Raw genomic sequence first — 23,348 nt, 5'->3', positions numbered from 1 at the left:
CTTCCGGAGCCGCGTCGATCTGGTCGTAGGCCTTGGCGGCGCCACCGAACTTGGCAGCCAGCACGGTGGTGATGGCAGCCGTCAGCGTCGTCTTGCCGTGGTCCACGTGACCAATCGTGCCCACGTTCACGTGCGGCTTGGTCCGCTCAAATTTCTCTTTTGCCATTGCAAATACCTCTGTTGAAAGAACAAAACCCGTGAGTGTTTAACGTCTCCGGCACGGGCCTGCCACGGGCAACAGACCCACCGCACACAGCGGCGCCGAAGACAGTCCTGTTGATTACTTGGCGCGGGCCGAGATGATGGCTTCCTGCACGTTGCGCGGGGCTTCCGAGTAGTGCTTGAATTCCATCGTATAGGTCGCGCGGCCTTGTGTGGCCGAACGCAGGGCGGTCGAGTAGCCAAACATTTCGGACAGCGGGACTTCGGCCTTGATGGCCTTGCCGCCACCGACCATATCTTCCATGCCTTGCACCATGCCGCGACGGCTGGAGAGGTCGCCCATCACCGTACCGGCGTAGTCTTCCGGCGTCTCCACTTCCACGGCCATCATGGGTTCCAGAATGACCGGCTGGGCCTTCTTGCAACCTTCCTTGAAGCCGAAGATGGCGGCCATCTTGAACGCCAGTTCGTTTGAGTCCACATCATGGTACGAACCGAAGTGCAGCGTGACCTTGACATCCACCACCGGGTAACCGGCCAGCACGCCTTGGGTCAGCGCTTCGTTCACGCCCTTCTCCACTGCTGGGATGAATTCGCGCGGCACCACACCACCCTTGATGGCATCGACGAACTCGAAGCCTTTGCCAGCTTCCTGCGGCTCGATCTTGAGCACAACGTGACCGTACTGGCCCTTACCACCGGACTGGCGCACAAACTTGCCTTCGGCTTCTTCCACGGTGCCGCGAATGGTTTCGCGGTAGGCCACCTGCGGCTTACCAACGTTGGCTTCCACGCCGAATTCGCGCTTCATGCGGTCAACGATGATTTCCAGGTGCAGTTCGCCCATGCCGGCGATGATGGTCTGGCCGGATTCTTCGTCGGTGCGAACGCGGAAGGATGGGTCTTCAGCGGCCAAGCGATTCAGGGCAATGCCCATCTTTTCCTGGTCGGCCTTGGACTTGGGCTCAACAGCCTGGGCAATCACGGGCTCAGGGAACACCATGCGCTCGAGGGTGATGATGGCGGATGGGTCGCACAGGGTTTCACCTGTGGTCACATCCTTCAGACCCACGCATGCGGCGATGTCACCGGCGCGAATTTCTTCCACTTCCTGGCGGTTGTTGGCGTGCATCTGCACGATGCGGCCGATGCGCTCTTTCTTGCCCTTGACCGCGTTGTAGACGGTGTCACCCTTCTTGAGCACGCCCGAGTACACACGCACGAAGGTCAGCTGACCCACGAACGGATCGGTCATCAGCTTGAACGCGAGAGCGGAAAGCTTCTCTTCATCGTCCGCCTTGCGGGTCGCAGGCTCTTCGCTTTCGTTGGTGCCGGCGACCGGGGGAATGTCCACCGGAGAGGGCAGCAACTCAACCACAGCGTCCAGCATGCGCTGCACACCCTTGTTCTTGAAGGCGGTACCGCACAGCATGGGCTGGATTTCGCAAGCCAGCGTGCGGGCACGCAGACCGGCGGTGATTTCCGCTTCGGACAGGTCACCCTCTTCGAGGTACTTGTTCATCAGCTCTTCGGAGGCTTCGGCAGCGGCTTCCACCATCTTCTCGCGCCATTCCTTGGCCTGCTCGACGAGGTTGGCGGGAATGTCTTCGAAGGTGAACTTCATGCCCTGGGAAGCCTCGTCCCAGATGATGGCCTTCATCTTGCGCAGGTCAACCACACCAGTGAAGTGTTCTTCGGCGCCGATGGGGATCACGATGGGCACCGGGTTGGCCTTCAGGCGCAGCTTCATCTGGTCGTGGACCTTGAAGAAGTTGGCACCGGTGCGGTCCATCTTGTTCACAAAAGCCAGACGGGGCACCTTGTACTTGTTGGCCTGGCGCCAGACGGTTTCCGACTGAGGTTGCACGCCACCCACGGCGCAGTACACCATGCAGGCACCGTCCAGCACGCGCATGGAGCGCTCCACCTCGATGGTGAAGTCCACGTGGCCGGGGGTGTCGATGATGTTGAAGCGGTGCTCGGGGAAGGAGTTGTCCATGCCACGCCAGAAGCAGGTGGTGGCAGCAGACGTGATCGTGATGCCACGCTCCTGCTCCTGCTCCATCCAGTCCATGGTGGCGGCGCCGTCGTGCACCTCACCGATCTTGTGGTTCACACCGGTGTAATACAGGATGCGTTCGGTCGTGGTGGTCTTGCCGGCGTCGATGTGGGCCGAAATACCGATGTTGCGGTAACGCTCAAGGGGCGTGTTGCGTGCCATGAAAATTCTCCAAAATTAAGTACCAAAGCCCGCGACCCTTATGGGGCCCGCGGGCTCGCTTCTGAACAGGCTAGCGAGCGGGCATGACGCCCGCATGAATCAGAAGCGGAAGTGGCTGAACGCCTTGTTGGCTTCGGCCATGCGGTGCACTTCGTCACGCTTCTTCATGGCGCCGCCACGGCCTTCGGTGGCCTCGACCAGCTCGTTGGCCAGGCGCTGAGCCATGGACTTTTCGCTGCGCTTGCGGGCAGCCTCCTTGATCCAGCGCATCGACAGCGCCAGACGACGGACGGGACGCACTTCAACGGGCACCTGGTAGTTGGCACCACCCACGCGGCGGGACTTGACTTCCACCATGGGCTTGACGTTGTTGATGGCGGTCGAGAAGATTTCCACCGGATCTTTGCCGGTCTTCTTCTCGATCTGCTCCAGAGCACCGTAAATGATGCGCTCGGCAACCGCCTTCTTACCACCTTCCATGATCACGTTCATGAACTTGGAAAGCTCGACATTGCCGAACTTGGGATCCGGCAGGATTTCACGTTTAGGGACTTCGCGACGACGTGGCATGTTTCACCTCAAATTTGCTTCAGTTGGCGCCTTTTCAGGCACCGCGAGAACCCAGCAAGGATCTCACTTACTCGACCCGACGCCGACATGGCGCTTTGGGGTCACTACGTTCAGCACGGCTTGCCGGCCGGCCAAACACCGAAAAACCAAAATTACTTGGCCTTGGGCTTCTTCGCACCGTACTTGGAGCGCGACTGCTTGCGGTCTTTCACGCCCTGCAGGTCCAGCGAACCGCGCACGATGTGGTATCGCACACCGGGCAAGTCCTTGACACGACCGCCACGGACCAGCACAACGCTGTGCTCCTGCAGGTTGTGGCCTTCACCACCGATGTAGGAGATGACCTCAAAACCGTTGGTCAGGCGCACCTTGGCAACCTTGCGCAGAGCGGAGTTGGGCTTCTTGGGGGTCGTGGTGTACACACGGGTGCACACGCCACGACGCTGCGGCGAGTTTTCCATGGCCGGGCTCTTGGATTTGGTCTTTTCGACCTCCCGGCCGTGGCGCACGAGTTGATTGATGGTTGGCATGAAAGAAACGTCCCTAAACGTTTGTTGAGCGAAAAAGCGAAACCCTTCGGAAAATTCCGAAAAGCCCTCTACTGTATCACGGGCCTATTGAAAGACCAAATACGTCTTTCTGTTTGTCGTCGACGCACCGACGCACTCACTGGATCCACAGCCGCAGTGCATCCCAGGCCCGCCCGAAGATGCCACTCTCTTCTACGGACTCCAGCACCGTCAAAGGAACCTCAGCAACCGTCTCGCCGCCCGCGGTGCGCACACGAAGCGTCCCCACCTGCTGCCCCTTGAGAAGAGGCGCCACCAACGGATCCGGGCGGGTGACCTCGGTTTTGAGCCCTGCACCGGTTCCAGCCGGAACGGAAACCACCACACCCTCGGGGCGCCCAAGCTTGGCCTGGTCTGCACGCCCCTTCCAGACACGGGGAGTGACCACCGCACCGCCCGCGGAACTCAACCGAACCGCTTCATAGGCCGTGAACCCCCAGTTCAGCAACTTCTGGCTCTCCGCTGCACGCGAGTTTTCGCTCGTGGCCCCCAGCACGACGCTCAGCAGCCTGCGCTGCCCCTCTGCACCGGTACCCAGCAACGCGCTGGGCCGACGCGCTGTTGCGACGAGGCAGTAGCCAGCAGCATCGGTGTGTCCTGTCTTCAGACCATCCACCGTAGGATCGCGGAACAGCAGGAGGTTCCGGTTGGTGTCGTTGGCTGCCGGGGTGCCCGGATAGCGGTAACGCTGAATGGCGTAGTAGGGAACGTATTCCGGGAAGTCGCGCATCAACCGGGTCGCCAGCGTCGCAAGATCCCGGGCCGTGGTGGTGTGCCCGGGAACGGTCAGGCCCTCCGGATTGCGGAAGCTGCTGGCGCTCATTCCCAGCGCCTTCGCCTGGCGGTTCATCATTTCAACAAACTGCTCCGCGCTTCCGCCCACCCCCTCGGCCAGAGCCATGGTGGCGTCGTTGCCCGACTGCACGATCATGCCCTTGATGAGATCCTCCACCTGCACCTTCATCTTGGGGTCGATGAACATGCGGGAACCCGGCATCTTCCAGGCCCGCTCGCTCACCGACAGCGTCTGCTTGAGATCAAGCTTGCCTGACTTGAGGGCATCGAACACGAGATAGGCCGTCATCAACTTGGTCAGCGAAGCGGGCTCGACAGGCTTGTCCGGATCCTTGGCGGCGAGGACCTGCCCGGACGACACATCCAGAAGAAGGAATGCCCGCGCCGCCACCTCTGGAGGCTGCGGAACAGTCGCCGAGGCAGCCAAGTGCCAGCAGAGAAAGAAAGCGGCCAACAGACCACCCTTGGGCAAGATTCGTTCAAACAGCATGAAAATGAAAAAAGAAAGAAGGCCAGGGTCTAAGCGACCCGCGTTCAGGCGGCGAGATGCCGCTGCACCAGTTCCCGCAACAAGGGCAGTTGCCCGTGAAAGAAGTGCCCCCCGCCAGGCACCACCAGCACAGGCAGGGCTTGCGGGCGCGCCCAATCCATCACGGACTGCAGCGGCACGGTGTCGTCGTGCTCACCATGGATGACCAATGTGCGCAGACGAAGTTCATCCGGAATGACGGCGACATCGAACCGGCTGGCCGCAGGACCGACCAGCACCACCTTCTGGATGTCCCGCTGGGCGTGCAGTGCGGCCATGGCCTGACTTGCTACGAAGCCGCCAAACGAGAAGCCAGCCAGACACAGCGGACCATCGGGCGCCTGCGACCGAACAACCGCCAGCATATCCTGCAGCTCCCCACGCCCTTCGTCGTAGACGCCCTCGCTCGCGCCTACACCTCGGAAGTTGAAGCGCACGGCCGTCCAGCCGCAGAGGACAAAAGCGCGCGCCAGGGTCTGCACCACCTTGTTGGTCAGGGTGCCCCCATGCAATGGATGAGGGTGCGCAATGACCGCGACCCCACGAGACGGTCCGACAGGCCGGTCAATGGCCACTTCCAGTTGCCCGGAAGGCCCCGTCTGAAAAAGAAATTCGGTGTGTGCGTTCACGTTGTCGTGCTACCAACCGTAGACGCGGACATCTCAGCGACCGACGTCCGGTGGCGTGCGCAAGCGCTCGACCACCACCCCATCCCTGAGATGCGACTGCACGATTTCGTCGATGTCTTGTTCGTCCACATAGCTGTACCAGACAGCCTCGGGGTAGACGACGGCAATGGGGCCACCGGCACAGCGATCCAGACAGCCCGCCTTGTTCACCCGAACCTTGCCGGGCCCCAGCAGGCCGAGTGCCTTGGACTGGCTCTTGCACCGATCAAAGGCCGCCTGCGCCTTGTGCTGCGCACAGCAGTTTTCACCGTTGTCGCGCTGATTCAGGCAGAAAAAAATGTGGCGCTCGTAATAGGAAGATCGGTTCTCTGGCATGGCGGGATTCTAGTGGTCGGTCCGGTTCCCGGCGGGGAGTCGGGTCACTGCACGCACGGCATACATCAGGGCAGCAAATGGCCACAGCCAGCCCAGCCACTGCGACAGGCCGTGAAAACGGATGAAGCGCCCCTGCTCCCAGACATTCAGCGACTGATCAAAGTAGGCACTCACTGGCGCAAGATTGAGGAGACTCAGGGATACCGTCAGCACCAGCAGCAGACTCACGTGGCACGCGCGCGGAGGCAGCCTCAACGTGGCCAGCGCCATCACCGCCGCGACGACCATGCCCAGCAGCGCAGGCATGTCCACCCAGGCCCAGGCATGGTCGGGCCCGTAAGTCATGGTCGCCGAAAATCCGGCAGCCCCCAGGGCCGACAAGAGCAGCGCAACCAAGAGCACCAGCCTGCGCCAGAGCGCAGGTACGTCCGCATACCCCAGCATCAGCGGCGCCAACAGCCCCAGCGCCACGCACAACGCCTGCGCGAGCGGGCTCAGAGGCGCTGCCGCCTCCGACTGCAACGGCAACCAGGCCAGAAAGGGTGTGTCCACCAGAAGGCCGGACAACGCCTCTTCCAGCTGCCCCCAGACCTGCCCCAGACCGAACGGCACCGACACCGGATACAAGAGGGCAAACGGCCAGAGCGCCAGCAACACCAGCGATCCGTGCGCATGAGGCGCAAACCAGTGCTGACGGAACTGCGTCCATTGCCGCACCACACCCAGTCGTTCGAACAACCAGGCCAAGAAGACGCCCAGCACACCCCCTGCGATGTTGAGTCCGAGATCCAGATTGGACGGCACCCGCATAGGCAGAAAATTCTGCAAGGTTTCCAGCGCCAGCGACAGCAGGGCCGGCAACAACACCGCAACCCACCACGCCCAGCGCCCCCACCCCGACCGCAGCAGTCCCAGCGCTGCCAGAAACCCGAGAGGGACATAGCCCACGAGGTTGGCCAGCACATCGAACTTCGTCCAGTAGCGAGGAAAGGGCGCATCCAAAAATGCCCACACTGGTCCGCCAGACCATCTCCAGCCCTCGAAAGGGTAGAGACTGGCATAGACGACTAGCGCCGCAAACAGCAGCGACAGCGGGATGGCAGAGGATCGGCTCGCCACGGCGTGCCCGGCGATCAGAATGGCTTGACGACCACCAGAACGACCACCAGCACCAGCAGGATCACTGGCGCCTCGTTGAACCACCGGAACCAGACATGGTGGCGTCGATTGGCATTGGTCCTGAAGGTTTTCAGAAGCCGCCCACAGGCATGGTGATATCCGAGGATCAGAAGCACCAGCAGAAGTTTGGCGTGCATCCAGCCGTTGCCGGATCCCAGCCCGATCCCATACCCCAGCCAGAGCCACAGCCCCAGAGCCAGTGCGGGAACCGCCAGCATGGTGGTGAAACGGAACAGCTTTTCGGCCATCAGCATCAGCCGCTCACGCTCAGCCACGCTTTCGGGGGGAACCATGGCCAGGTTCACAAAGATGCGCGGCAGGTAGAACAGGCCCGCGAACCAGCTGGCGATGAAGACGATGTGGAAGGATTTGACCCAGAGCATGCAGGCAGTTTATCTGCGCTGCCCCCATAGGGTTTCACGACCGCTCGGCACAAAAAAAACCCGGCCCACAGGGCCGGGTTAGGAAGCCTTTTTGCTGTCACACACTAAGGCACCCGCTCAGGGAGGAAAAGCGGGGAGCGGTCCGAGGACGCGCTCGGGGCTGATGTTACAACAAATCACATCGGATGTGAAGCGAGACCCTGTCAGCTTTGACAGGGCTTGCACATTGACCAACAAACAGATCCAAAAGCATTACATCATTTTGGCCAGTTCGAACATCACGGCAGTGCCCAGCGCCTCACGGATGTTCCCTCGTCCGACCTTGGCCATCGAAAATTCGCCAAAACCCGACATATCAAACGAACTGTCGTCTGGTGAAATCTCCACGAACGGAAACTCGAACACCTCGCGCAGCAGCTCGTTGCGGAAGCGGTCAAACTCTTGATCCTTGAGCTCCGAATCGACCACGATCAGGTTGGGCATGCGCGCCTTGACGGCATCGCGCGCCTGGTGGAAGTCCACCACGCTGTCAGAAGTGATCCCGATTTCACGCAGCGCATCCCGCACATCGGCGCGAATCTGCAGGCTCGGGGAAATCGTGAGCACATAGGTGCCCGAGAGCGACTTGAACATTGACGAATGTTCGTCCGACAGGTCAACAGTCGAAATGCCATCGACCGCCTGCACCACAGTGCGGCTGAACATGGCCGTGAAGCTGACACCTTCGGCGGTCACGTCGCGCTCAAGGTCAATGCCGCCCGAGGCGGCTGCGATCTGGCGGATCAGCATCCAGCTGAGGCTGTCGGACGATGTGCTGCTGGAAGGCGGCACCCCGTCGTTGGCCACGCGCATCTGCAGCCGTGCGTGCTGCGGCCACGCATTGAGGTCCATGCGCACGTCCACCCGGTTGCCGAACGGAATGCCCCAGTCGAGCACCGCGTTGACGAAAGAATGCGCCACCGTCGGGTCGATCAGCACCTCGACCGGCTTGAGCTTGCGGCGCAGTGCGATGCCCAGGATGCCGAGTTCCTGCTTGCGCTCCTGCAGCACGCCCTCCACCAGATCGGCCATGTTCACCTTCTCGTGCGACTGACGAATGCGCCCGCCGTAGAGGCGGTGGATCTGCTGCGCGCTGAGGCCCGCCAGCTTGATGCGCTCGGCGGGGATGTTCAGCGCCCGGTGTTCCATCTTGGTGATGCGGCCTTTGGCCAGCAACTGGTCGATCTGGTTCTGGAGGTTGCTCACGCCCTCGGTGAACTGGTCGGCCAGCGCAGACACCAGCTCCTGCCAGTGGTCTTCCAGCTTCCATGCGTCGGCCTCGGCCGGGGCGCCCGGCTTGGGGTTGGCGGTCTGATTGGGTGGGCTGGATCTGGTGGGCTGCATGACAGTGCTCTTGAGTGAAAGATTCCTACTGCGTTCCTGACGGGCGCAGAAGCTTCGGTATTTTCTTATTACACGGAGTTCAACATGTCGCTCCGCTGTTCTTAATCATCGTGCTTTTTTTACGATTTGCAACAACCGCTCAGGCACCACGCGCGGGTGCCATCGCAAATTACTGCACGGTTGGCCGGTTTGCCACAATAGATCCATGCACACACCCGCCCCCTATCCCCACTCACGCCCGCGCCGCCTGCGCCGCGATGCCTTCACCCGCGACCTGGTGCGCGAGCACCGGCTGAGTCCCGCCGACTTCATCTACCCGGTGTTCGTGCTGGACGGCGCGGACCGGCGCGAGGTGGTCAAGTCCATGCCCGGCGTCGAGCGCCTGAGCCTGGACCTTCTGCTGCCGGTGGCCGAGGACTGCGTGAAGCTTGGAATCCCCTACATGGCACTGTTCCCGGTGATCGACCAGTCCCTCAAGACCCCCGACGGACAGGAAGCCAGCAACCCCGACGGCCTGGTGCCGCGCGTGGTGCGGGCACTCAAGAAGGAATTCCCCGGACTGGGCGTGATGACCGATGTGGCGCTGGACCCCTACACCAGCCACGGCCAGGACGGCGTGCTGGACGAGCACAACTACATCCTGAACGACCCGACGGTGAAAATCCTGGTGCAACAGGCGCTGACCCAGGCCGCCGCGGGCGTGGACATGGTCGCGCCCAGCGACATGATGGACGGGCGCATCGGCGCCATCCGCCAGGCGTTGGAGGCCGCCGGCCATGTGCACACCCGAATCATGGCCTACAGCGCCAAGTACGCCAGCGCCTTCTACGGCCCGTTCCGCGACGCGGTGGGCTCGGCCGCCAACCTGGGCAAGGCTGACAAGAAGGTCTACCAGATGGACCCGGGCAACAGCGACGAAGCCCTGCGCGAGGTGGCGCTGGACATCGCCGAGGGCTCCGACATGGTGATGGTCAAGCCCGGCATGCCCTACCTGGACATCGTGCGCCGGGTGAAGGACGAGTTCCACATGCCGACCTTCGCTTACCAGGTCAGTGGCGAATACGCCATGCTCAAGGCGGCCGCGCAGAACGGCTGGCTGGACCATGACGCGGTAATGATGGAGAGCCTGATGGCGTTCAAACGCGCCGGCTGCGACGGCATCCTGACCTACTTCGCCCGCGACGCGGCGCGACTGCTGCGCGGCTGAACGCTGGCCTGCCGATGCGCGTCTTCCACATCCTGCCTGGCGCGGTGCTCGAGACCGATGCGCTGCCGTCGCAGCCGCCGGCCGAAGGCTTTGTGTGGATCGCTTGCGGTCGGCGCGAGTTCGAACTGGAGCAGGCCCGCATCCAGACCACGATGCACCTGCTGCACGGCACGTCGCTGGTCGACCTGCACATCTCGGACCTGCTGAACAACCAGCTGCCCTCGCACTTCGACTACACCTCGCAGTACGACATCCTGGTGTTCCGGCGCCTGGCCGCCGGCCACAGCGAAACCGACCTGTCCCACCCGGGCCAGGTGCTCACGCAGCCCACCCGGCGCGGTGGCCCGCCGGTGCTGCGCCGCATCGACACCAGCCCGGTGGGCTTCGCGGTGTTCGACCGGGTGCTGCTCACCGTTCATCCGGCCGGCTGCACCGTGCTGGAGCACTACGCCACCCGCCTGCGGGCGGCGGGCACGAGCGCCGCGCGGGCGGCAGGCGTCAACCTCCCAGCCGGCCCCGCCGACCTGATGCTGCGCATCGTCAACCAGATGGTCGACGGCTACCTGGAGCTGAGGCGCGAGCTGACACGACAGCTGGACCACTGGCAGGCCGAGCTGCTGCACCCGTCCACGCGCTTCACCAACTGGAGTTCGCTGCTGGACGCCCGCATCTCGCTGCACCAGCTCGACGAGATCTGCGAAGACCAGCGCGCGGCGATCCAGGACTGGATCGAGGCGCTCGCCGGCTGGGAGGTGGTCGAGGGAAACAGCGACCATTTCGGTGGCCACAAGGGCCTGGAGCTGCTCAAGGTGCGCAGCCGCGACGTACTTGAGCACATCGAACGCGTGATCCACCACGTGCGCCGGCTGGAGCAGAACGCCGAGACCGCGGTGCAGATGCACTTTTCGGCGCAGAGCAACCGCACCAACGACATCATGCGCACGCTCACCGCGCTGACCGCCATCTTCCTGCCGCTGAACCTGATCGCCGGCATCTTCGGGATGAACTTCGAGTTCATCCCACTGCTGCACGACAACGCCGGTTTCTGGTGGGCCATGGGCTCGATGGTCTTCATCGCCGTGGGCCTGAGCGTGGTGTTCTGGCGCAAACGCTACCTGGCGCGCAGCGGGCGCTGACCGCGCGGTCCAGCTCGTCAGCAACTCAGGGCCGACCGTTGCCCTGCCCCACGCCGAACAGCGTGGCCGCGTTGTCCCAGGCGATGCGACGCGCCACGCTGGCTGGCAGCCCGCCCAGCCAGTGCCGGTAAGACTGCATCAGCTCGTCGTAATAGAGCCAGCGCTGGTTGACCCAGGTGTCCGATCCGATCACGAACCGTTCGGGGTACTTCAGCAGCAGGCTGTGCCACTCGGGACACAGTTGCCCGTCGCCACAGGTCAGCCCCGGCCGGTAGGACAGCTCGCCCATCAGCAGGGGGTAGCGTGCCATGAGCGCGTCGACGCGTTCGACGGAGGCACCACCGATGCCTGTGTGCGCCCAGATCAAGCGAAAGCCTCCACGCTCCGCCGCTTCGCGGGTCGCTGCCCCCCCAGGGGGCTGATCTGCCTTGGGGCGGTCCGGCGGCAGATTACCCTTCCCCGCGGTGTGAGCCATCAGCAGATCGATCGCCACGTCATCGACGTGCGCAAGCACCGCGAGCTGCTTCTCCTCGGCCAGGGCCATCAGCCGCCGCGCCACCGGCCCGTTGGCATTGGCGCTGTCGTAGAGGTGGAACTCGCCCAGGCCCCGGTAGGGACCGGCCGGTGTGCCGCGTGCCAGTTCGGTGGTCACGAGTTCGACGATGCTCTCGTCCCGGAACCAGCCGCTGTAGTCGGCGCGGTTCCTGTACAGCCGGACAAAGGGCACTACGGTCACGCCCGCGGCATGCGTGGCCTCGCGCGCGCCGGCCAGGGCCAGGGTGCCGGCATTGGGCCGCGAGTTGGCCAGCACCGCACGCACGCCGTTGCGCTGCATGCGGGCCAGCACATCGGCCAGCGGGTGCGGGCAGGCCGGGTCGGGCACATCATGCACGCAGGCCTCGTCGTTGTAGTGCAGGTGCGCGTCGAACAGCGGCCCCGCATAAGGGGTCTGCGCCATCGCGGGCGCCGCGCCACAGGCCAACCACAACAGGCCCCGTCGCAGCAGATTGCGCATGCCGGCCTCAGCCCAGGTGCTGCGCAAAGAAGGCGAGCGTGCGTTCCCGGGCCAGCGCCGCCGAGGGCGCGTCCCAGGCGCCGCGCTGGTCGCAGTTGAAGCCGTGGTGCGCCGGATAAAGGTGCACCGTCACCTTAGGGTGCGCCTGGCGGAACGCTTCGACACCGTTCAGCGGAATCCAGCGGTCCTGTTCGGCAAAGTGCGCCAGCGTCGGCACCTGCTCCTGGCGCGCCATCTCGTCGGGGGTGGTCATGCCGCCGCCGTAGTACGGCACCGCCGCCGACAGCCCCTTCAGCGTGCAGGCCGAGCGCCAGGTCAGCAGGCCGCCCCAGCAGTAGCCCACGATGCCGACCTTGCCGCCCTGTGCGGCGTGATCGATGGCGGCCTGGATGTCGGCCATCACGCCCGGCGCCGGCAGGGCCTCGACCGCGGTCTTGAGCGCCATGCCCTCGCCCATGTCGGCCTCGGCGTAACCCAGCTCCACGCCTTGTCGCACCCGGTGGAAGGTGGACGGCGCCACCACGACATAGCCTTCAGCGGCGTAGCCGTCGGCCACGGCCCGGATGTGGCTGTTGACACCGAAAATTTCCTGCAGGACGACCAGACCGCCCCTGGGTCGACCCGCGGGCTGCGCGACGTAGGCGGGACAATGGAATCCGTCGGCGGAAGTGAGTTGAACAAAGCTGCCCATGAAGTCTCCGAACGATGAGTGGCAGGTCCGGTGCGCGACGCTGGCGCGGGGTCACCTGCGTTAAGTTTCGACAGGAGCGTGTTGTAACCGCAAATATGACAGGGTGTCAGGAGGGTGCAGGATGAACACAGGGTCCGACGGGGTGCTGCTGGTGACCGGTGGCGGCCGGGGCATCGGCGCGGCGACGGCGCGGCTGGCCGCGCGCGAAGGTTGGGCCGTGGCGGTGAACTACACGGCGAACTCGCTGTCCGCCGACGAGGTGGTGCGCGCCATCCGCGCCGACGGTGGCAGCGCCATCACCGTGCAGGCCGACGTGGCCGACGAGGCGCAGGTGCTGCGCATGTTCGAGAAGATCGATGCCAAGCTGGGCCGGCTCACTGGCCTGGTGAACAACGCCGGCGTGGTCGACGTGACCGCGCGCGTCGACGAGATGAGCGCGGCGCGCTGGAAGCGCATGTTCGACATCAACGTGTTCGGCAGCTTTCTTTGCGCGCGCGAAGCGGTGCGGCGCATGAGCACGCGGCATGGCGGCGAGGGCGGCGCCATCGTCAACGTCTCCAGCGCCGCTTCGCGCATCGGCTCACCGGGACAGTATGTGGATTACGCCGCCAGCAAAGGAGCCATCGACACCTTCACCATCGGCCTGGCCAAGGAAGTGGCGGCCGAAGGCATCCGCGTCAACGCGGTGCGGCCCGGGCTGATCGAGACCGAGATCCACGCCTCGGGCGGCATCCCCGATCGGGTGAACCTGCTCAAGCACCAGGTGCCGATGCAGCGCGGCGGCACCGCCGACGAGGTCGCGCAGGCCATCGCCTGGCTGCTGTCACCGGCCGCCAGCTACACCACCATGAGCCTGATCGACGTATCCGGAGGACGATGAACATGACCGCGACCACGCCCGAGAACAGCCCGCACATCAGGATCTGGTGGGAAGACCTGGAGGTCGGACAGACGCGCGACCTGGGCAGCATTTCGCCGACGAAGGAAGAGATCATTGCCTTCGCCAGCCAGTTCGACCCGCAGCCCTTCCACCTGAGCGAAGAAGGCGGCCAGGCTTCGGTGTTCGGGGCGCTCAGCGCGAGCGGCTGGCACACCTGCGCCATGGCCATGCGGCTGATGGTGACCAACTTCCTGCACGAGACCTCCAGCCTCGGCTCGCCCGGCCTGGAGAGTCTCAAGTGGACCAAGCCGGTCTACCCGGGCGACGTGCTGCGACTGCAGCACACCATCACCGAAAAGCGGGCCATGAGCAAACGGCCGGACGTGGGTCTGGTGCGCACCGTCTGGGAGATGTTCAACCAGCACGGCGACAAGGTGCTGCATATGGAGGGCTACGGCATGTTCAGAAGAAGAGAGCCAGGTACGCCCCCACAATAGCGGGATGGATTTCAAGCCCCTCATCACCCTGCTGGCCCTGGTCAACCCCTTGGCCATCGTGCCGTTCTTCATCCACTACACGCAGGGTTTCAGCGCGGCGCAGCGCAAGCGCACCATCCTGATCTCCTCGTTCAGTGCCTTCGTGGTCATTGCCACCTGCGCCATCATGGGCCTGCAGGTGCTGGAGTTCTTCAGCATCTCGCTGGCCAGCTTCCAGGTGGGCGGCGGCATGCTGCTGCTGACCTCGGCGCTGTCCATGCTCAACGCCCAGCCGGCCGAGGCCAAGGCCACCAAGAGCGAGGTGGACGACGCCGGCACCAAGGCCTCCATCGCGGTCGTGCCGCTGACCATTCCGCTGCTCACCGGCCCGGCCACCATGTCCACGGTGGTGATTTACGCCGACCAGGCCAAGACCTTCTTCCAGCACGCGGCCCTGGTGGGCTATGGCGTGGTGATCGCGCTCGCCACCGCCGTGTGTTTCGCTGCGGCCAAGCCCATCGCCCGCTTCCTGGGCCAGACTGGCATCAACGTGATGACCCGGCTGATGGGCCTGATCCTGGCCGCGCTGGCGGTGGAGGTGATGGCCGCCGGGCTGGTCAAGCTGTTCCCGGCGCTGGGCACCTGAGCAGGGTGCCCCGGATCAGCCGAACTTGACGAACAGCTTGCTGTAGGGCGCCTTGACCTGACCGATGGCCTTCTCGATCAAGGTCTTGTCGCCCGCCGCCACCGCCGTGTTCAGCGCCGCCACCGATCGCGTCACCGCGCCCAGCAGCTCCTTGAACTCCGCCGAGGACTGCGCCGACGCCGGAGCCTCACTGGCGAGCAGACCCGCCAGGTAGTTCAGCACACCGGCCTGCGCGGCCAGCTTCTGCAAACCGTCGTCCGCCTTGAGCCACTTCGGCCCTTCGTCCAGCAGGTGTTCCATCTGGGCGTGGTAGGCGTTCATGTGGTCGCTGTAGACGATCACCTGGTTCTGGCGCCGCAGTTCGCTCAGGAGGTCGCGCACGCCTTCGAGCGTGTCATGGGCCTGGGGCAACTGTCCCGCTGCCACCTGCTGCGCGGCCTTGGCATAGTGCTCTTCGACACCGGTCAGGGTGCGCGCCAGCAGCGCATCGTTGGCGTAGGGCACGGTGGATTGAGACTTCACCAGCTGGGTCACCCGGGCCCAGGCCTGTTGCGCCTGATTCAGCGCATCGGCCGATTCGCCGGCCTGGCCAGCATTGGTCTTGAACAGGGCCGCACGGTAGGGCACGTAGGCCTTCTGCAGGGCGTCGGTGACGGGGTCGGCGGCCCAGACGGGCCAGGCACAGGCGCCTGCGGCAAGGGCGAGCAAGGGCAGGACTCGGAAGCGTGGGATGTTCATGACCAGAGCGGGTGGAAAAAGGGGATGGTCATACTACCCCCACCCGTATTAAGCCGGCTTAAATCCGCCCCCTGTCGCGGCGTCGGCGTGGCGGGTCAGGATGTCGCAGGTCAGCCGGATGTGGGCTTCCAGCGCCAGCGCGGCGCGGGCCTCCTGCCGCGCCATCGCCGCCAGAAAGATGCTCTCGTGCTCGGCGTGCACGTCGCGATCAAAGCCTGGCGTTGCGCCGATGCGGATCGCGATGTGGCGGTAGCGCTCGCCGTGGCGGTAGAGGATGTCCAGCAGATGCCGCGTCCAGGGTGAGCTGTGGCCTGCGATCAGGGTTTCGTGGAAGTGGCGGTTGGCGCGCTCCCACTGGTCCGGGTCGCGGCCGGCACCGCCTTCCTCGGCCGCGCTGAGCTGCGCGAAAGCCCCGCGCACGGCCGCCTCCCAGGCCGCGTCGCCCAGGCGGATCGACTGGCGCAGCGCCTCGGTCTCCAGCCGCACGCGCGTGTCGGTCAGGTCGCGCAGATCATCCAGCGACACCGCGCTGACCCGGTAGCCGCGCTGCCCCTCGACCGTGACCAGCGCGTCGGAGACCAGTAGCGCCAGCGCCTCGCGCAGCGTGCCCGCGCCGACGCCGTAGTGGTCCTTGAGGTGCTCCACGCGCAGACGCTGGCCCGGCCGCAGATCGCCGCACACGATGTCGTGGCGCAGCGCGCGGTAGGCGCGTTCGGTGAGGGTGCGCGGCTCGGGTTCCTCGCTGCGCGGCGCGGGGCCGGCGGCGTGGGCGGGTTGAAGCAGGTCTTGCAGCATGGTGATGACCTCAATCGGCGTCCTGTTGATGCTGGCGTTTGAGCCGGTAGGCCAGCTGCGCGCGGCTGATGCCCAGCATGCGGGCCGCACCGGCCAGGTTGCCGCGGCTGCGCTCGACCGCCAGGGCCAGCACCTGCGCCTCCAGGGTCTCGATCGGCACACCCGCATCGAGCACCTGCGCACACAGGCGCAGCTCGTCCTCGGGCGCACGGCGCGCCAACCGGCCCTGCGGGTCGATGCCGTCCTGCGCCGGTTCGGACTGGTTGGGAAACAGGTGTTCGGCCTCGATCACACCGCCCTGCGCCGCCAGGATCACGCCGCGCTCGACCAGGTTCTCCAGCTCGCGCACATTGCCCGGCCAGCTGTGGCGCGAGAGCGCCTGCAGCGCGCGGTCGCTGAAGCCGCCCAGGCGCTTCTGGTGCAACGCGGTGAAGCGCGCCAGCAGGTGGCGCGCCAGCGGCTCGATGTCGCTCGTGCGCTCGCGCAGCGGCGGAATGCAGATCGGGTAGACGTTGAGGCGGTAGAACAGGTCGCGCCGGAACTGCCCGCGCTCCACCGCGGCTTCCAGGTTGACATTGGTCGCGGCCACGAGTCGTACATTGACCTTGCGCGCGCTCTCGCTGCCCAGGCGCTCGATCTCGCCCTCCTGCAGCACACGCAGCAACTTGGCCTGCGCCGGCAGCGGCAGGTCACCCACCTCGTCGAGGAACAGCGTGCCGCCTTCGGCCCGCTCGAAGCGGCCGGCCCGCGCCGCGTGCGCACCGGTGAAGGCGCCCTTCTCCACACCGAACAGCTCGGCCTCGATGAGCTCGGCCGGCAGGGCCGCGCAGTTCACCGCCACGAACGGCCCGGCCGCTCGCTCGGAGTGTTCGTGCAGCGCGCGCGCAAAACGCTCCTTGCCCACGCCGGTCTCGCCGGTCAGCAGCACCGTCACCTGGGTGGCGGCGGCGCGGCGCATCAGGTCGTGCGCGCGCTGGAAGCCCGCCGAGGCACCGACCAGCATGCCGCCCGACTCGGCCGGCTCCAGCGTGTTCTTCAGCGCCTCGACCTGCTGGCTCAGCGCGGCCATCTTCTCCAGCAGCGAGTCGTCCTCGAAGTACTGGCGGTGCGCGTCGCCGTCGGGCCAGTCGTCGATGGGACGGCCCTCGATCAGGCAATGGTCGTCGCCGCAGGCCGAACACTTGATTTCCTTGAACAGGATCAGCCGCCCCATGAAGGCGCTGGTGTAGCCGCTGGCGTAGCCCAGCAGGGTCCAGCAGGCCGGCTCATCGACCACGCCATATTGCAGGCGGTGCGCGTGCGCCTCCCACGAGTCGTCCCAGCGGAACAGGCCCTCGAAGCGGCCGGCGGCGGCGTCCATCTCCAGCCGCACCGGCGTTACACGCGCCGCCCCTTCCAGCATGTGCAGCTGCGGCCCGACCAGGAACATGTCTTCCAGCGTCTTCTTGCCGCGCGTCTTGGCCGCGAAGCCGGCGTCGTGCAGACCGCAGGCGTAGCCCATGCGCGTGAGCAGGCGCCGCGCGTGGTCCTTCCCGACCGAGGTGATGAGGTCGTGGCGCAGCGCCGTGAGCGCCGCGGTGTGCAGCAGCACCATGCGCCGCTCGCCAAGCCAGATGGCGCCGCTGTGCGGCTCGAAGCGCAGCAGGCGGCGCAGGTCGTTGTCGGGCGGGTAGGTCAGGTGGGGGTCCAAAGGTGTCTCCGGTGGGTCGCTCCGCGGCGACTGGAATCTCGATATTTTCTGTGAAGCAGCCCCAGGTCAGCAAGCCGGTAAAGCAGCCCCGGGAATTGATCATTTGATCAACTGAGGCCCAACAGGCCTCTTCATATCGTGATCTTTTCCGCGTGCTGCGCCGCAACAGTCCAAGAATCAGGCTATCGAAAGGCGTCAAGCGATCCGGATGTTGCGCTGCACATCGGTCCTTTTCTCAGGGATTTCCCTGAAATATCGAGATTTTTGGTTCAACGCGGGTCGGCTGGCACGCCATCTGCGAAAGGGGACGCGTCCGACAACGCACCGACCGCCCCAAGCACCATGCCCCAGACCACCGACACCACCCTGCCCGCCGTCGACACCTCGCTGCGTTTCGTGCGGGTGATCGAACGCCGGGCCGACGGCCTGGTCGCCTTCGAGTTCTCGATCGGCTGGCCGGAGCTGGCGGTGGAGCTGATGCTGCCCGCCCCGGCCTTCGAGGCCTTCTGCGCCAACAACCGGGTGCAGCGTCTGGACACCTGAGTTCCCGAGAGCCGTTCGCACAACCCACCACGGAGACAAGCACCGATGAACATCGACCTGCAGGCGCGGGAGATCACGCCGCTGCGCCAGACCTACGCCCACGTGGCGAAATACATCGGCGGCGACAAGGCCGCCAGCCGCTACCAGGAGGCCACCTTCGGCGCGCAGCCGATGACCAACTTCCACTACCGGCCGACCTGGGACCCGGGCCACGAGCTCTTCGACGCCAGCCGCAGCAAGGTCGTGCTGGCCGACTGGTACGTGCTCAAGGACCCGCGCCAGTTCTATTACGCGACCTGGACAATGGCCCGCGCGCGCCAGCAGGACGCGATGGAAGCCAACTTCCAGTTCGTCGAGCAGCGCGCCATGGTCGGCAAGATGCCCGACGCGATCCGCGAAAAAGCGCTGGCCGTGCTGATGCCGCTGCGCCACGCGGCCTGGGGCGCGAACATGAACAACGCGTCCATCTGCGCCTACGGCTACGGCACGGCCTTCACCGCGCCGGCCATGTTCCACGCGATGGACAACCTGGGCGTGGCGCAGTACCTCACCCGCCTGGGCCTGGTGCTGGGCGAGCCGCAGTCGCTCGAAGACGGCAAGCAGGCCTGGCTGGACGCACCCGAGTGGCAGGGCCTGCGCCGCCTGGTGGAGGACAGCTTCGTGGTCAGCGACCCGTTCGAGCTGTTCGTGGCGCAGAACTTCGCTGTGGACGGTCTGCTGTACCCGCTGATCTACGGTGCCTTCGTGGACGACCACGTCGCGCTGCAGGGCGGCACCGCCGTCGCGATGCTCACCAGCTTCATGCCCGAGTGGCACGACGAAACCGCGCGCTGGATCGATGCCGTCATCAAGGCTGCGGGCGCCGAGTCGGACGCCAACCGCGCCCTGCTGCGCGAGTGGACCGGCCACTGGATGGACCGCGCCCAGGCCGCGCTCTCGCCCATTGCGCGTCTCGCGCTCGGCGAAGTCGGCGAGACCGTGCTGAGCGACGCCCGCGTGCAGCTGCAGGCGCGCCTGACCAAAACCGGCGTGAACGCCTGACCAGGCCTGAACAGGAGACCACAACATGTCCGACGTATTCATCGCCTTCCAGCACAACGAAGAGTCCCGCGTGGTGATCGACGCCATCGTGGCCGACAACCCGAACGCGGTGCTGACCCACCCCACCGGCCTGGTCAAGATCAACGCGCCCGGCAGCCTGACCATCCGCCGCGAAACCATCGAGGGCCTCACCGGCCGGCCCTACGACCTGCAAGCCATCCACGTCAACCTCGTCACCCTCTCGGGCCACATCGACGAGGACGACGACCAGCTGACCCTCAGCTGGAAGCACTGAACCCCAACAGAGGAGACAACACATGGACACCCGCGTTGCCAGCAAGAAACTCGGCCTGAAGGAACGTTATGCCGCCATGACCCGCGGCCTGGGCTGGGAGACGACCTACCAGCCGATGGACAAGGTGTTCCCGTACGACACGTACGAGGGCATCAAGATCCACGACTGGGACAAGTGGCAGGACCCGTTCCGTCTCACGATGGACGCCTACTGGAAGTACCAGGGCGAGAAGGAGAAGAAGCTCTACGCGGTCATCGAGGCCTTCGCGCAGAACAACGGCCAGCTCGGCGTGGCCGACGCGCGCTACGTCAACGCGCTCAAGCTGTTCATCCAGGGCGTGACACCGCTGGAGTACTACGCGCACCGCGGCTTTGCCCATGTGGGCCGGCAGTTCACCGGAGAAGGCGCGCGTGTGGCGGCGCAGATGCAGTCCATCGACGAACTGCGCCATTACCAGACAGAGACGCATGCGATCTCGCACTACAACAAGTACTTCAACGGCATGCACCACTCGAACCACTGGTTCGACCGCGTGTGGTACCTGTCGGTGCCGAAGAGCTTCTTCGAAGACGCCTGCACCGGCGGCCCGTTCGAGTTCCTGACCGCCGTCAGCTTCTCGTTCGAGTACGTGCTGACCAACCTGCTGTTCGTGCCCTTCATGAGCGGCGCGGCGCACAACGGCGACATGTCCACCGTGACCTTCGGCTTCTCGGCCCAGTCCGACGAGAGCCGCCACATGACGCTGGGCATCGAGTGCATCAAGTTCCTGCTGGAGCAGGACCCGGACAACGTGCCCATCGTGCAGCGCTGGATCGACAAGTGGTTCTGGCGCGGCTACCGCCTGCTGACCCTGGTCGCGATGATGCAGGACTACATGCTGCCCAAGCGCGTGATGAGCTGGAAGGAAGCCTGGGAGATGTACGCCGAAGAAAACGGCGGCGCCCTGTTCAAGGACCTGGCGCGCTACGGCATCCGTGAGCCGGCCGGCTGGAAGCAGGCCTGCGAAGGCAAGGACCACATCAGCCACCAGGCCTGGAACACCTTCTACAACTACAACGCCGCCGCGCCCTTCCACACCTGGATTCCCAGCGACGAGGAAATGGCCTGGCTGTCGGAGAAGTATCCCGAGACCTTCGACAAGTACTACCGCCCGCGCTTCGAGTACTTCCGCGAGCAGCAGCAGGCCGGCAACCGCTTCTACAACAAGACGCTGCCGATGCTGTGCACCACCTGCCAGATCCCGATGCTGTTCACCGAAGAGGGTGACGCCAGCAAGATCTGCTACCGCGAGAGCGACTACAAGGCCTACAAGTACCACTTCTGCAGCGACCACTGCAAGAGCATCTTCGACCACGAGCCCGAGAAGTACGTGCAGAGCTGGCTGCCGGTGCACCAGATCTACCAGGGCCACTGCTTCCCCGAAGGCACCGACCCGACCGCCGAGGGCTTCGACCCGCTGATGGCCGTGCTCAAGTACTACGAGATGGAAGTGGGCCGCGACAACTTCGACTTCGAAGGTTCGGAAGACCAGAAGAACTTCGCTGCCTGGAAGGGCGAGCCCCTGACCCAAGGAGCGCAGAAATGAGCGTCGTTGCCATCGCCCCCTACGAGTTCACGCCCAAGGATGTGCGCGAGAACTTCCCCGCACCCCTGCTCTACATCGGCTGGGAAGACCACCTGATGTTCTGCGCGCCGTTCTGCCTGCCGCTGCCGCCGGACACACCGTTCGGCGCGCTGTCGGCGGCGATCCTGCCCGGCATCTACGGCTACCACCCCGAGTTCGCGAAGATCCACTGGAGCAAGGCCGAGTGGAAGAAGAACGGCCAGCCCTGGACGCCCGACCCGGCCAAGTCGCTGGCCGAGAACGGCCTGGTGCACAAGGACGCGATCCGCTTCAGAACCCCTGGTCTCACCGGCATCAAGGGCAGTTTCAGCTGATCCGGTCATGAGCTACCAACTGACGATCGAGCCGCTGGGCGCGACCATCGAGGTCGAAGAAGGCCAGACGGTGCTGGACGCGGCGCTGCGGCAGGGCATCTACCTGCCGCACGCCTGCGGCCACGGCCTGTGCGGCACCTGCAAGGTGCAGGTCTGCGACGGCGAGGTGGACCACGGCGCGGCCAACCCGTTCGCGCTGATGGACTTCGAACGCGACGACGGCAAGACCCTGGCCTGCTGCGCCACGCTGCAGGCGGACACCACCATCGAGGCCGAGATCGACGAGGAGCCCGATGCGCGCGTGATCCCGGTGCGCGACTTTGCCGCCACCGTCGCGCGCATCGACGACCTCACGCCGACCATCAAGGCGATCCATCTGCAGCTCGACAAAGCCATCGACTTTCAGGCGGGGCAGTACGTGCAGGTGGACATCCCGGGCGTGGGCAGCCGCGCCTTCTCGATCGCCAACCACCCCGCCGATGTGAACGCCACGAAGAGCATCGAGCTGAACGTGCGCAGGCTGCCCGGCGGTGCCGGCACCACCTGGCTGCACGAACAGCTCAAGACCGGTGACCGTCTGCGTGCGGCCGGCCCCTACGGCCGCTTCTTTGTGCGCGAATCGGCGCAACAGCCCATGCTGTTCATGGCCGGCGGCTCGGGGCTGTCGAGTCCGCGTTCGATGATCGTGGACCTGCTCGCGCGGGGCTGCACGCTGCCGATCACCCTGGTCTACGGACAACGTTCGCGCGAAGAGCTGTACTACGACGCCGAGTTCCGCGCGCTGGCCGCTCAGCACGCCAACTTCACGTACGTGCCGGCGCTCTCGCAGGAGCCCGAAGGCTCGGACTGGGACGGCGCGCGCGGCTTCGTGCACGAGGCGGCCAAGGCGCACTTCAGCGGCAACTTCGCCGGTCGCAAGGCCTACCTGTGCGGGCCGCCGCCCATGATCGAAGCCTGCATCACGACGCTGATGCAGGGCCGCCTGTTCGAGCGCGACATCTACACCGAGAAGTTCCTCTCGGCTGCCGACGCACAGGCCACGCGCAGCCCTCTCTTTCAGCGTGTGTGACCGCCATGTCGATCTTCGATTCCCGCCCCAAGTTCGCGGTGCACGTCGCCCAGACGGACGAGACCTTTCCCTGCGCCGGCAACGAGAGCCTGCTCACGGGCATGGTGCGGCTGGGTCGCAAGGGCATCCCCGTGGGCTGCGTCAATGGCGGCTGCGGGGTGTGCAAGGTGCGCATCCTCGCCGGCGACATCAAGGCCCTGGGTCCGATCAGCCGCGCCCACGTGACCCTCGATGAAGAGTGCCAGGGCTACACGCTGGCCTGCCGCGTGGCGCCGCAGACACCGGTGCAGCTCGAAGTGGCCGGCAAGCTGAACAAACCGTTTTCAAAAGGGCGCGCAGAGTCTGCGACTGCAAGCCCCATTCCTCAACAGCAGTAATCAACCACCAGGAGAC

General features: G+C 65.1%; 27 protein-coding genes. 12 read left to right on the top strand and 15 right to left on the bottom strand.

The window, feature by feature from the left end:
* The 10 genes from ACFOPI_RS03680 to ACFOPI_RS03635 form a co-directional block, all read right to left on the bottom strand.
* Positions 1 to 166, bottom strand: a 166-nt coding sequence (locus ACFOPI_RS03680; protein WP_295552859.1) for a GTP-binding protein, incomplete at its 3' end; no start/stop codon positions are given.
* A 114-nt stretch (positions 167 to 280) separates the two neighbouring features.
* Positions 281 to 2,383, bottom strand: a complete 2,103-nt coding sequence (gene fusA, locus ACFOPI_RS03675; protein WP_382170902.1) for an elongation factor G — start codon at positions 2,381 to 2,383, stop codon at positions 281 to 283.
* Positions 2,384 to 2,482: 99 nt separating this feature from the next.
* Positions 2,483 to 2,953, bottom strand: coding sequence for a 30S ribosomal protein S7 (gene rpsG / locus ACFOPI_RS03670; protein ID WP_066160156.1), 471 nt, complete (start codon positions 2,951 to 2,953; stop codon positions 2,483 to 2,485).
* Between the two features lie 152 nt (positions 2,954 to 3,105).
* Positions 3,106 to 3,483, bottom strand: coding sequence for a 30S ribosomal protein S12 (gene rpsL, locus ACFOPI_RS03665; RefSeq protein WP_056266875.1), 378 nt, complete (start codon positions 3,481 to 3,483; stop codon positions 3,106 to 3,108).
* Between the two features lie 136 nt (positions 3,484 to 3,619).
* Positions 3,620 to 4,807, bottom strand: a complete 1,188-nt coding sequence (locus ACFOPI_RS03660; protein WP_382170897.1) for a D-alanyl-D-alanine carboxypeptidase family protein — start codon at positions 4,805 to 4,807, stop codon at positions 3,620 to 3,622.
* Between the two features lie 44 nt (positions 4,808 to 4,851).
* A complete protein-coding gene (locus ACFOPI_RS03655; protein ID WP_382170895.1) occupies positions 4,852 to 5,475 on the bottom strand; it encodes an alpha/beta hydrolase in 624 nt (207 codons plus the stop codon).
* Positions 5,476 to 5,508: 33 nt separating this feature from the next.
* Complete coding sequence (locus tag ACFOPI_RS03650) at positions 5,509 to 5,850, bottom strand: (2Fe-2S) ferredoxin domain-containing protein (RefSeq protein ID WP_382170893.1); 342 nt, start codon at positions 5,848 to 5,850, stop codon at positions 5,509 to 5,511.
* A 9-nt stretch (positions 5,851 to 5,859) separates the two neighbouring features.
* On the bottom strand, positions 5,860 to 6,969 hold the full coding sequence (locus ACFOPI_RS03645; RefSeq protein ID WP_382170890.1) for a VanZ family protein: 1,110 nt from the start codon (positions 6,967 to 6,969) through the stop codon (positions 5,860 to 5,862).
* A gap of 14 nt (positions 6,970 to 6,983) precedes the next feature.
* Complete coding sequence (locus ACFOPI_RS03640; protein ID WP_382170887.1) at positions 6,984 to 7,412, bottom strand: CopD family protein; 429 nt, start codon at positions 7,410 to 7,412, stop codon at positions 6,984 to 6,986.
* Positions 7,413 to 7,664: 252 nt separating this feature from the next.
* A complete protein-coding gene (locus tag ACFOPI_RS03635) occupies positions 7,665 to 8,795 on the bottom strand; it encodes a hypothetical protein (protein WP_382170886.1) in 1,131 nt (376 codons plus the stop codon).
* Positions 8,796 to 9,000: 205 nt separating this feature from the next.
* Between ACFOPI_RS03635 and hemB the strand changes: the two genes are divergently transcribed.
* Together hemB and ACFOPI_RS03625 are read left to right on the top strand one after the other, a co-directional pair.
* Positions 9,001 to 10,002 (top strand): porphobilinogen synthase, encoded by a 1,002-nt coding sequence (gene hemB / locus ACFOPI_RS03630; RefSeq protein WP_382170883.1) that lies wholly within the window; start codon positions 9,001 to 9,003, stop codon positions 10,000 to 10,002.
* 14 nt (positions 10,003 to 10,016) lie between these two features.
* Entirely contained in the window at positions 10,017 to 11,138 is a 1,122-nt protein-coding gene (locus ACFOPI_RS03625; protein WP_382170880.1) for a magnesium transporter CorA family protein, read from the top strand.
* A gap of 25 nt (positions 11,139 to 11,163) precedes the next feature.
* Here ACFOPI_RS03625 and ACFOPI_RS03620 read toward each other — a convergent pair whose 3' ends face one another.
* Entirely contained in the window at positions 11,164 to 12,153 is a 990-nt protein-coding gene (locus ACFOPI_RS03620) for an amidohydrolase (protein ID WP_382170878.1), read from the bottom strand.
* Between the two features lie 7 nt (positions 12,154 to 12,160).
* On the bottom strand, positions 12,161 to 12,844 hold the full coding sequence (locus ACFOPI_RS03615) for a dienelactone hydrolase family protein (RefSeq protein ID WP_382170875.1): 684 nt from the start codon (positions 12,842 to 12,844) through the stop codon (positions 12,161 to 12,163).
* Between the two features lie 121 nt (positions 12,845 to 12,965).
* On the opposite strand from ACFOPI_RS03615, the gene ACFOPI_RS03610 reads away from it, so the two are divergent.
* Genes ACFOPI_RS03610 through ACFOPI_RS03600 form a run of 3 tightly spaced genes read left to right on the top strand, consistent with a single transcriptional unit; the run spans position 12,966 to position 14,846 of the window.
* Positions 12,966 to 13,724 (top strand): SDR family oxidoreductase, encoded by a 759-nt coding sequence (locus tag ACFOPI_RS03610; RefSeq protein WP_382170872.1) that lies wholly within the window; start codon positions 12,966 to 12,968, stop codon positions 13,722 to 13,724.
* Complete coding sequence (locus tag ACFOPI_RS03605) at positions 13,721 to 14,221, top strand: MaoC family dehydratase (protein ID WP_382170870.1); 501 nt, start codon at positions 13,721 to 13,723, stop codon at positions 14,219 to 14,221. Before ACFOPI_RS03610 ends, ACFOPI_RS03605 begins: the two co-directional genes overlap by 4 nt.
* 4 nt (positions 14,222 to 14,225) lie before the next feature.
* Positions 14,226 to 14,846 carry a MarC family protein gene (locus tag ACFOPI_RS03600; RefSeq protein ID WP_382170867.1) on the top strand — a complete coding sequence of 207 codons (621 nt, stop codon included), beginning with the start codon at positions 14,226 to 14,228 and terminating at the stop codon, positions 14,844 to 14,846.
* Between the two features lie 15 nt (positions 14,847 to 14,861).
* Here ACFOPI_RS03600 and ACFOPI_RS03595 read toward each other — a convergent pair whose 3' ends face one another.
* The 3 genes from ACFOPI_RS03595 to ACFOPI_RS03585 are packed head-to-tail and all read right to left on the bottom strand — an operon-like array spanning position 14,862 to position 18,069.
* Positions 14,862 to 15,584 carry a hypothetical protein gene (locus ACFOPI_RS03595; RefSeq protein ID WP_382170865.1) on the bottom strand — a complete coding sequence of 241 codons (723 nt, stop codon included), beginning with the start codon at positions 15,582 to 15,584 and terminating at the stop codon, positions 14,862 to 14,864.
* Between the two features lie 48 nt (positions 15,585 to 15,632).
* The gene (locus ACFOPI_RS03590; protein WP_382170862.1) at positions 15,633 to 16,379 is read right to left on the bottom strand and encodes a GntR family transcriptional regulator; all 747 of its coding nucleotides are present in this window, start codon (positions 16,377 to 16,379) and stop codon (positions 15,633 to 15,635) included.
* Between the two features lie 10 nt (positions 16,380 to 16,389).
* Positions 16,390 to 18,069, bottom strand: a complete 1,680-nt coding sequence (locus tag ACFOPI_RS03585) for a sigma 54-interacting transcriptional regulator (protein WP_382170860.1) — start codon at positions 18,067 to 18,069, stop codon at positions 16,390 to 16,392.
* A gap of 342 nt (positions 18,070 to 18,411) precedes the next feature.
* Here ACFOPI_RS03585 and ACFOPI_RS03580 point away from each other — a divergent pair, with 342 nt between their 5' ends.
* Genes ACFOPI_RS03580 through ACFOPI_RS03550 form a run of 7 tightly spaced genes read left to right on the top strand, consistent with a single transcriptional unit; the run spans position 18,412 to position 23,332 of the window.
* The gene (locus tag ACFOPI_RS03580) at positions 18,412 to 18,612 is read left to right on the top strand and encodes a phenol hydroxylase subunit (RefSeq protein ID WP_382170856.1); all 201 of its coding nucleotides are present in this window, start codon (positions 18,412 to 18,414) and stop codon (positions 18,610 to 18,612) included.
* A gap of 45 nt (positions 18,613 to 18,657) precedes the next feature.
* Entirely contained in the window at positions 18,658 to 19,653 is a 996-nt protein-coding gene (locus ACFOPI_RS03575; protein WP_382170854.1) for an aromatic/alkene monooxygenase hydroxylase subunit beta, read from the top strand.
* Positions 19,654 to 19,678: 25 nt separating this feature from the next.
* Positions 19,679 to 19,948, top strand: a complete 270-nt coding sequence (locus ACFOPI_RS03570; protein ID WP_382170851.1) for an MmoB/DmpM family protein — start codon at positions 19,679 to 19,681, stop codon at positions 19,946 to 19,948.
* A 22-nt stretch (positions 19,949 to 19,970) separates the two neighbouring features.
* Entirely contained in the window at positions 19,971 to 21,533 is a 1,563-nt protein-coding gene (locus ACFOPI_RS03565) for an aromatic/alkene/methane monooxygenase hydroxylase/oxygenase subunit alpha (protein WP_382170849.1), read from the top strand.
* Positions 21,530 to 21,886 carry a phenol hydroxylase subunit P4 gene (locus tag ACFOPI_RS03560; RefSeq protein ID WP_382170846.1) on the top strand — a complete coding sequence of 119 codons (357 nt, stop codon included), beginning with the start codon at positions 21,530 to 21,532 and terminating at the stop codon, positions 21,884 to 21,886. The genes ACFOPI_RS03565 and ACFOPI_RS03560 overlap by 4 nt, the downstream gene beginning before the upstream one ends.
* Before the next feature lie 7 nt (positions 21,887 to 21,893).
* Positions 21,894 to 22,955 (top strand): NADH:ubiquinone reductase (Na(+)-transporting) subunit F, encoded by a 1,062-nt coding sequence (locus tag ACFOPI_RS03555; RefSeq protein WP_382170843.1) that lies wholly within the window; start codon positions 21,894 to 21,896, stop codon positions 22,953 to 22,955.
* 5 nt (positions 22,956 to 22,960) lie between these two features.
* On the top strand, positions 22,961 to 23,332 hold the full coding sequence (locus ACFOPI_RS03550) for a 2Fe-2S iron-sulfur cluster binding domain-containing protein (protein WP_382170840.1): 372 nt from the start codon (positions 22,961 to 22,963) through the stop codon (positions 23,330 to 23,332).
* The last annotated feature ends 16 nt before the right edge of the window (positions 23,333 to 23,348 follow it).

It is taken from the genome of Hydrogenophaga luteola (assembly GCF_042648585.1).
In the GTDB taxonomy this organism is placed as follows: Bacteria; Pseudomonadota; Gammaproteobacteria; order Burkholderiales; family Burkholderiaceae_C; genus Hydrogenophaga; species Hydrogenophaga luteola.
Note: the sequence above shows the minus strand (reverse complement) of the source record. Positions and strands in the feature narration are given on the sequence as shown.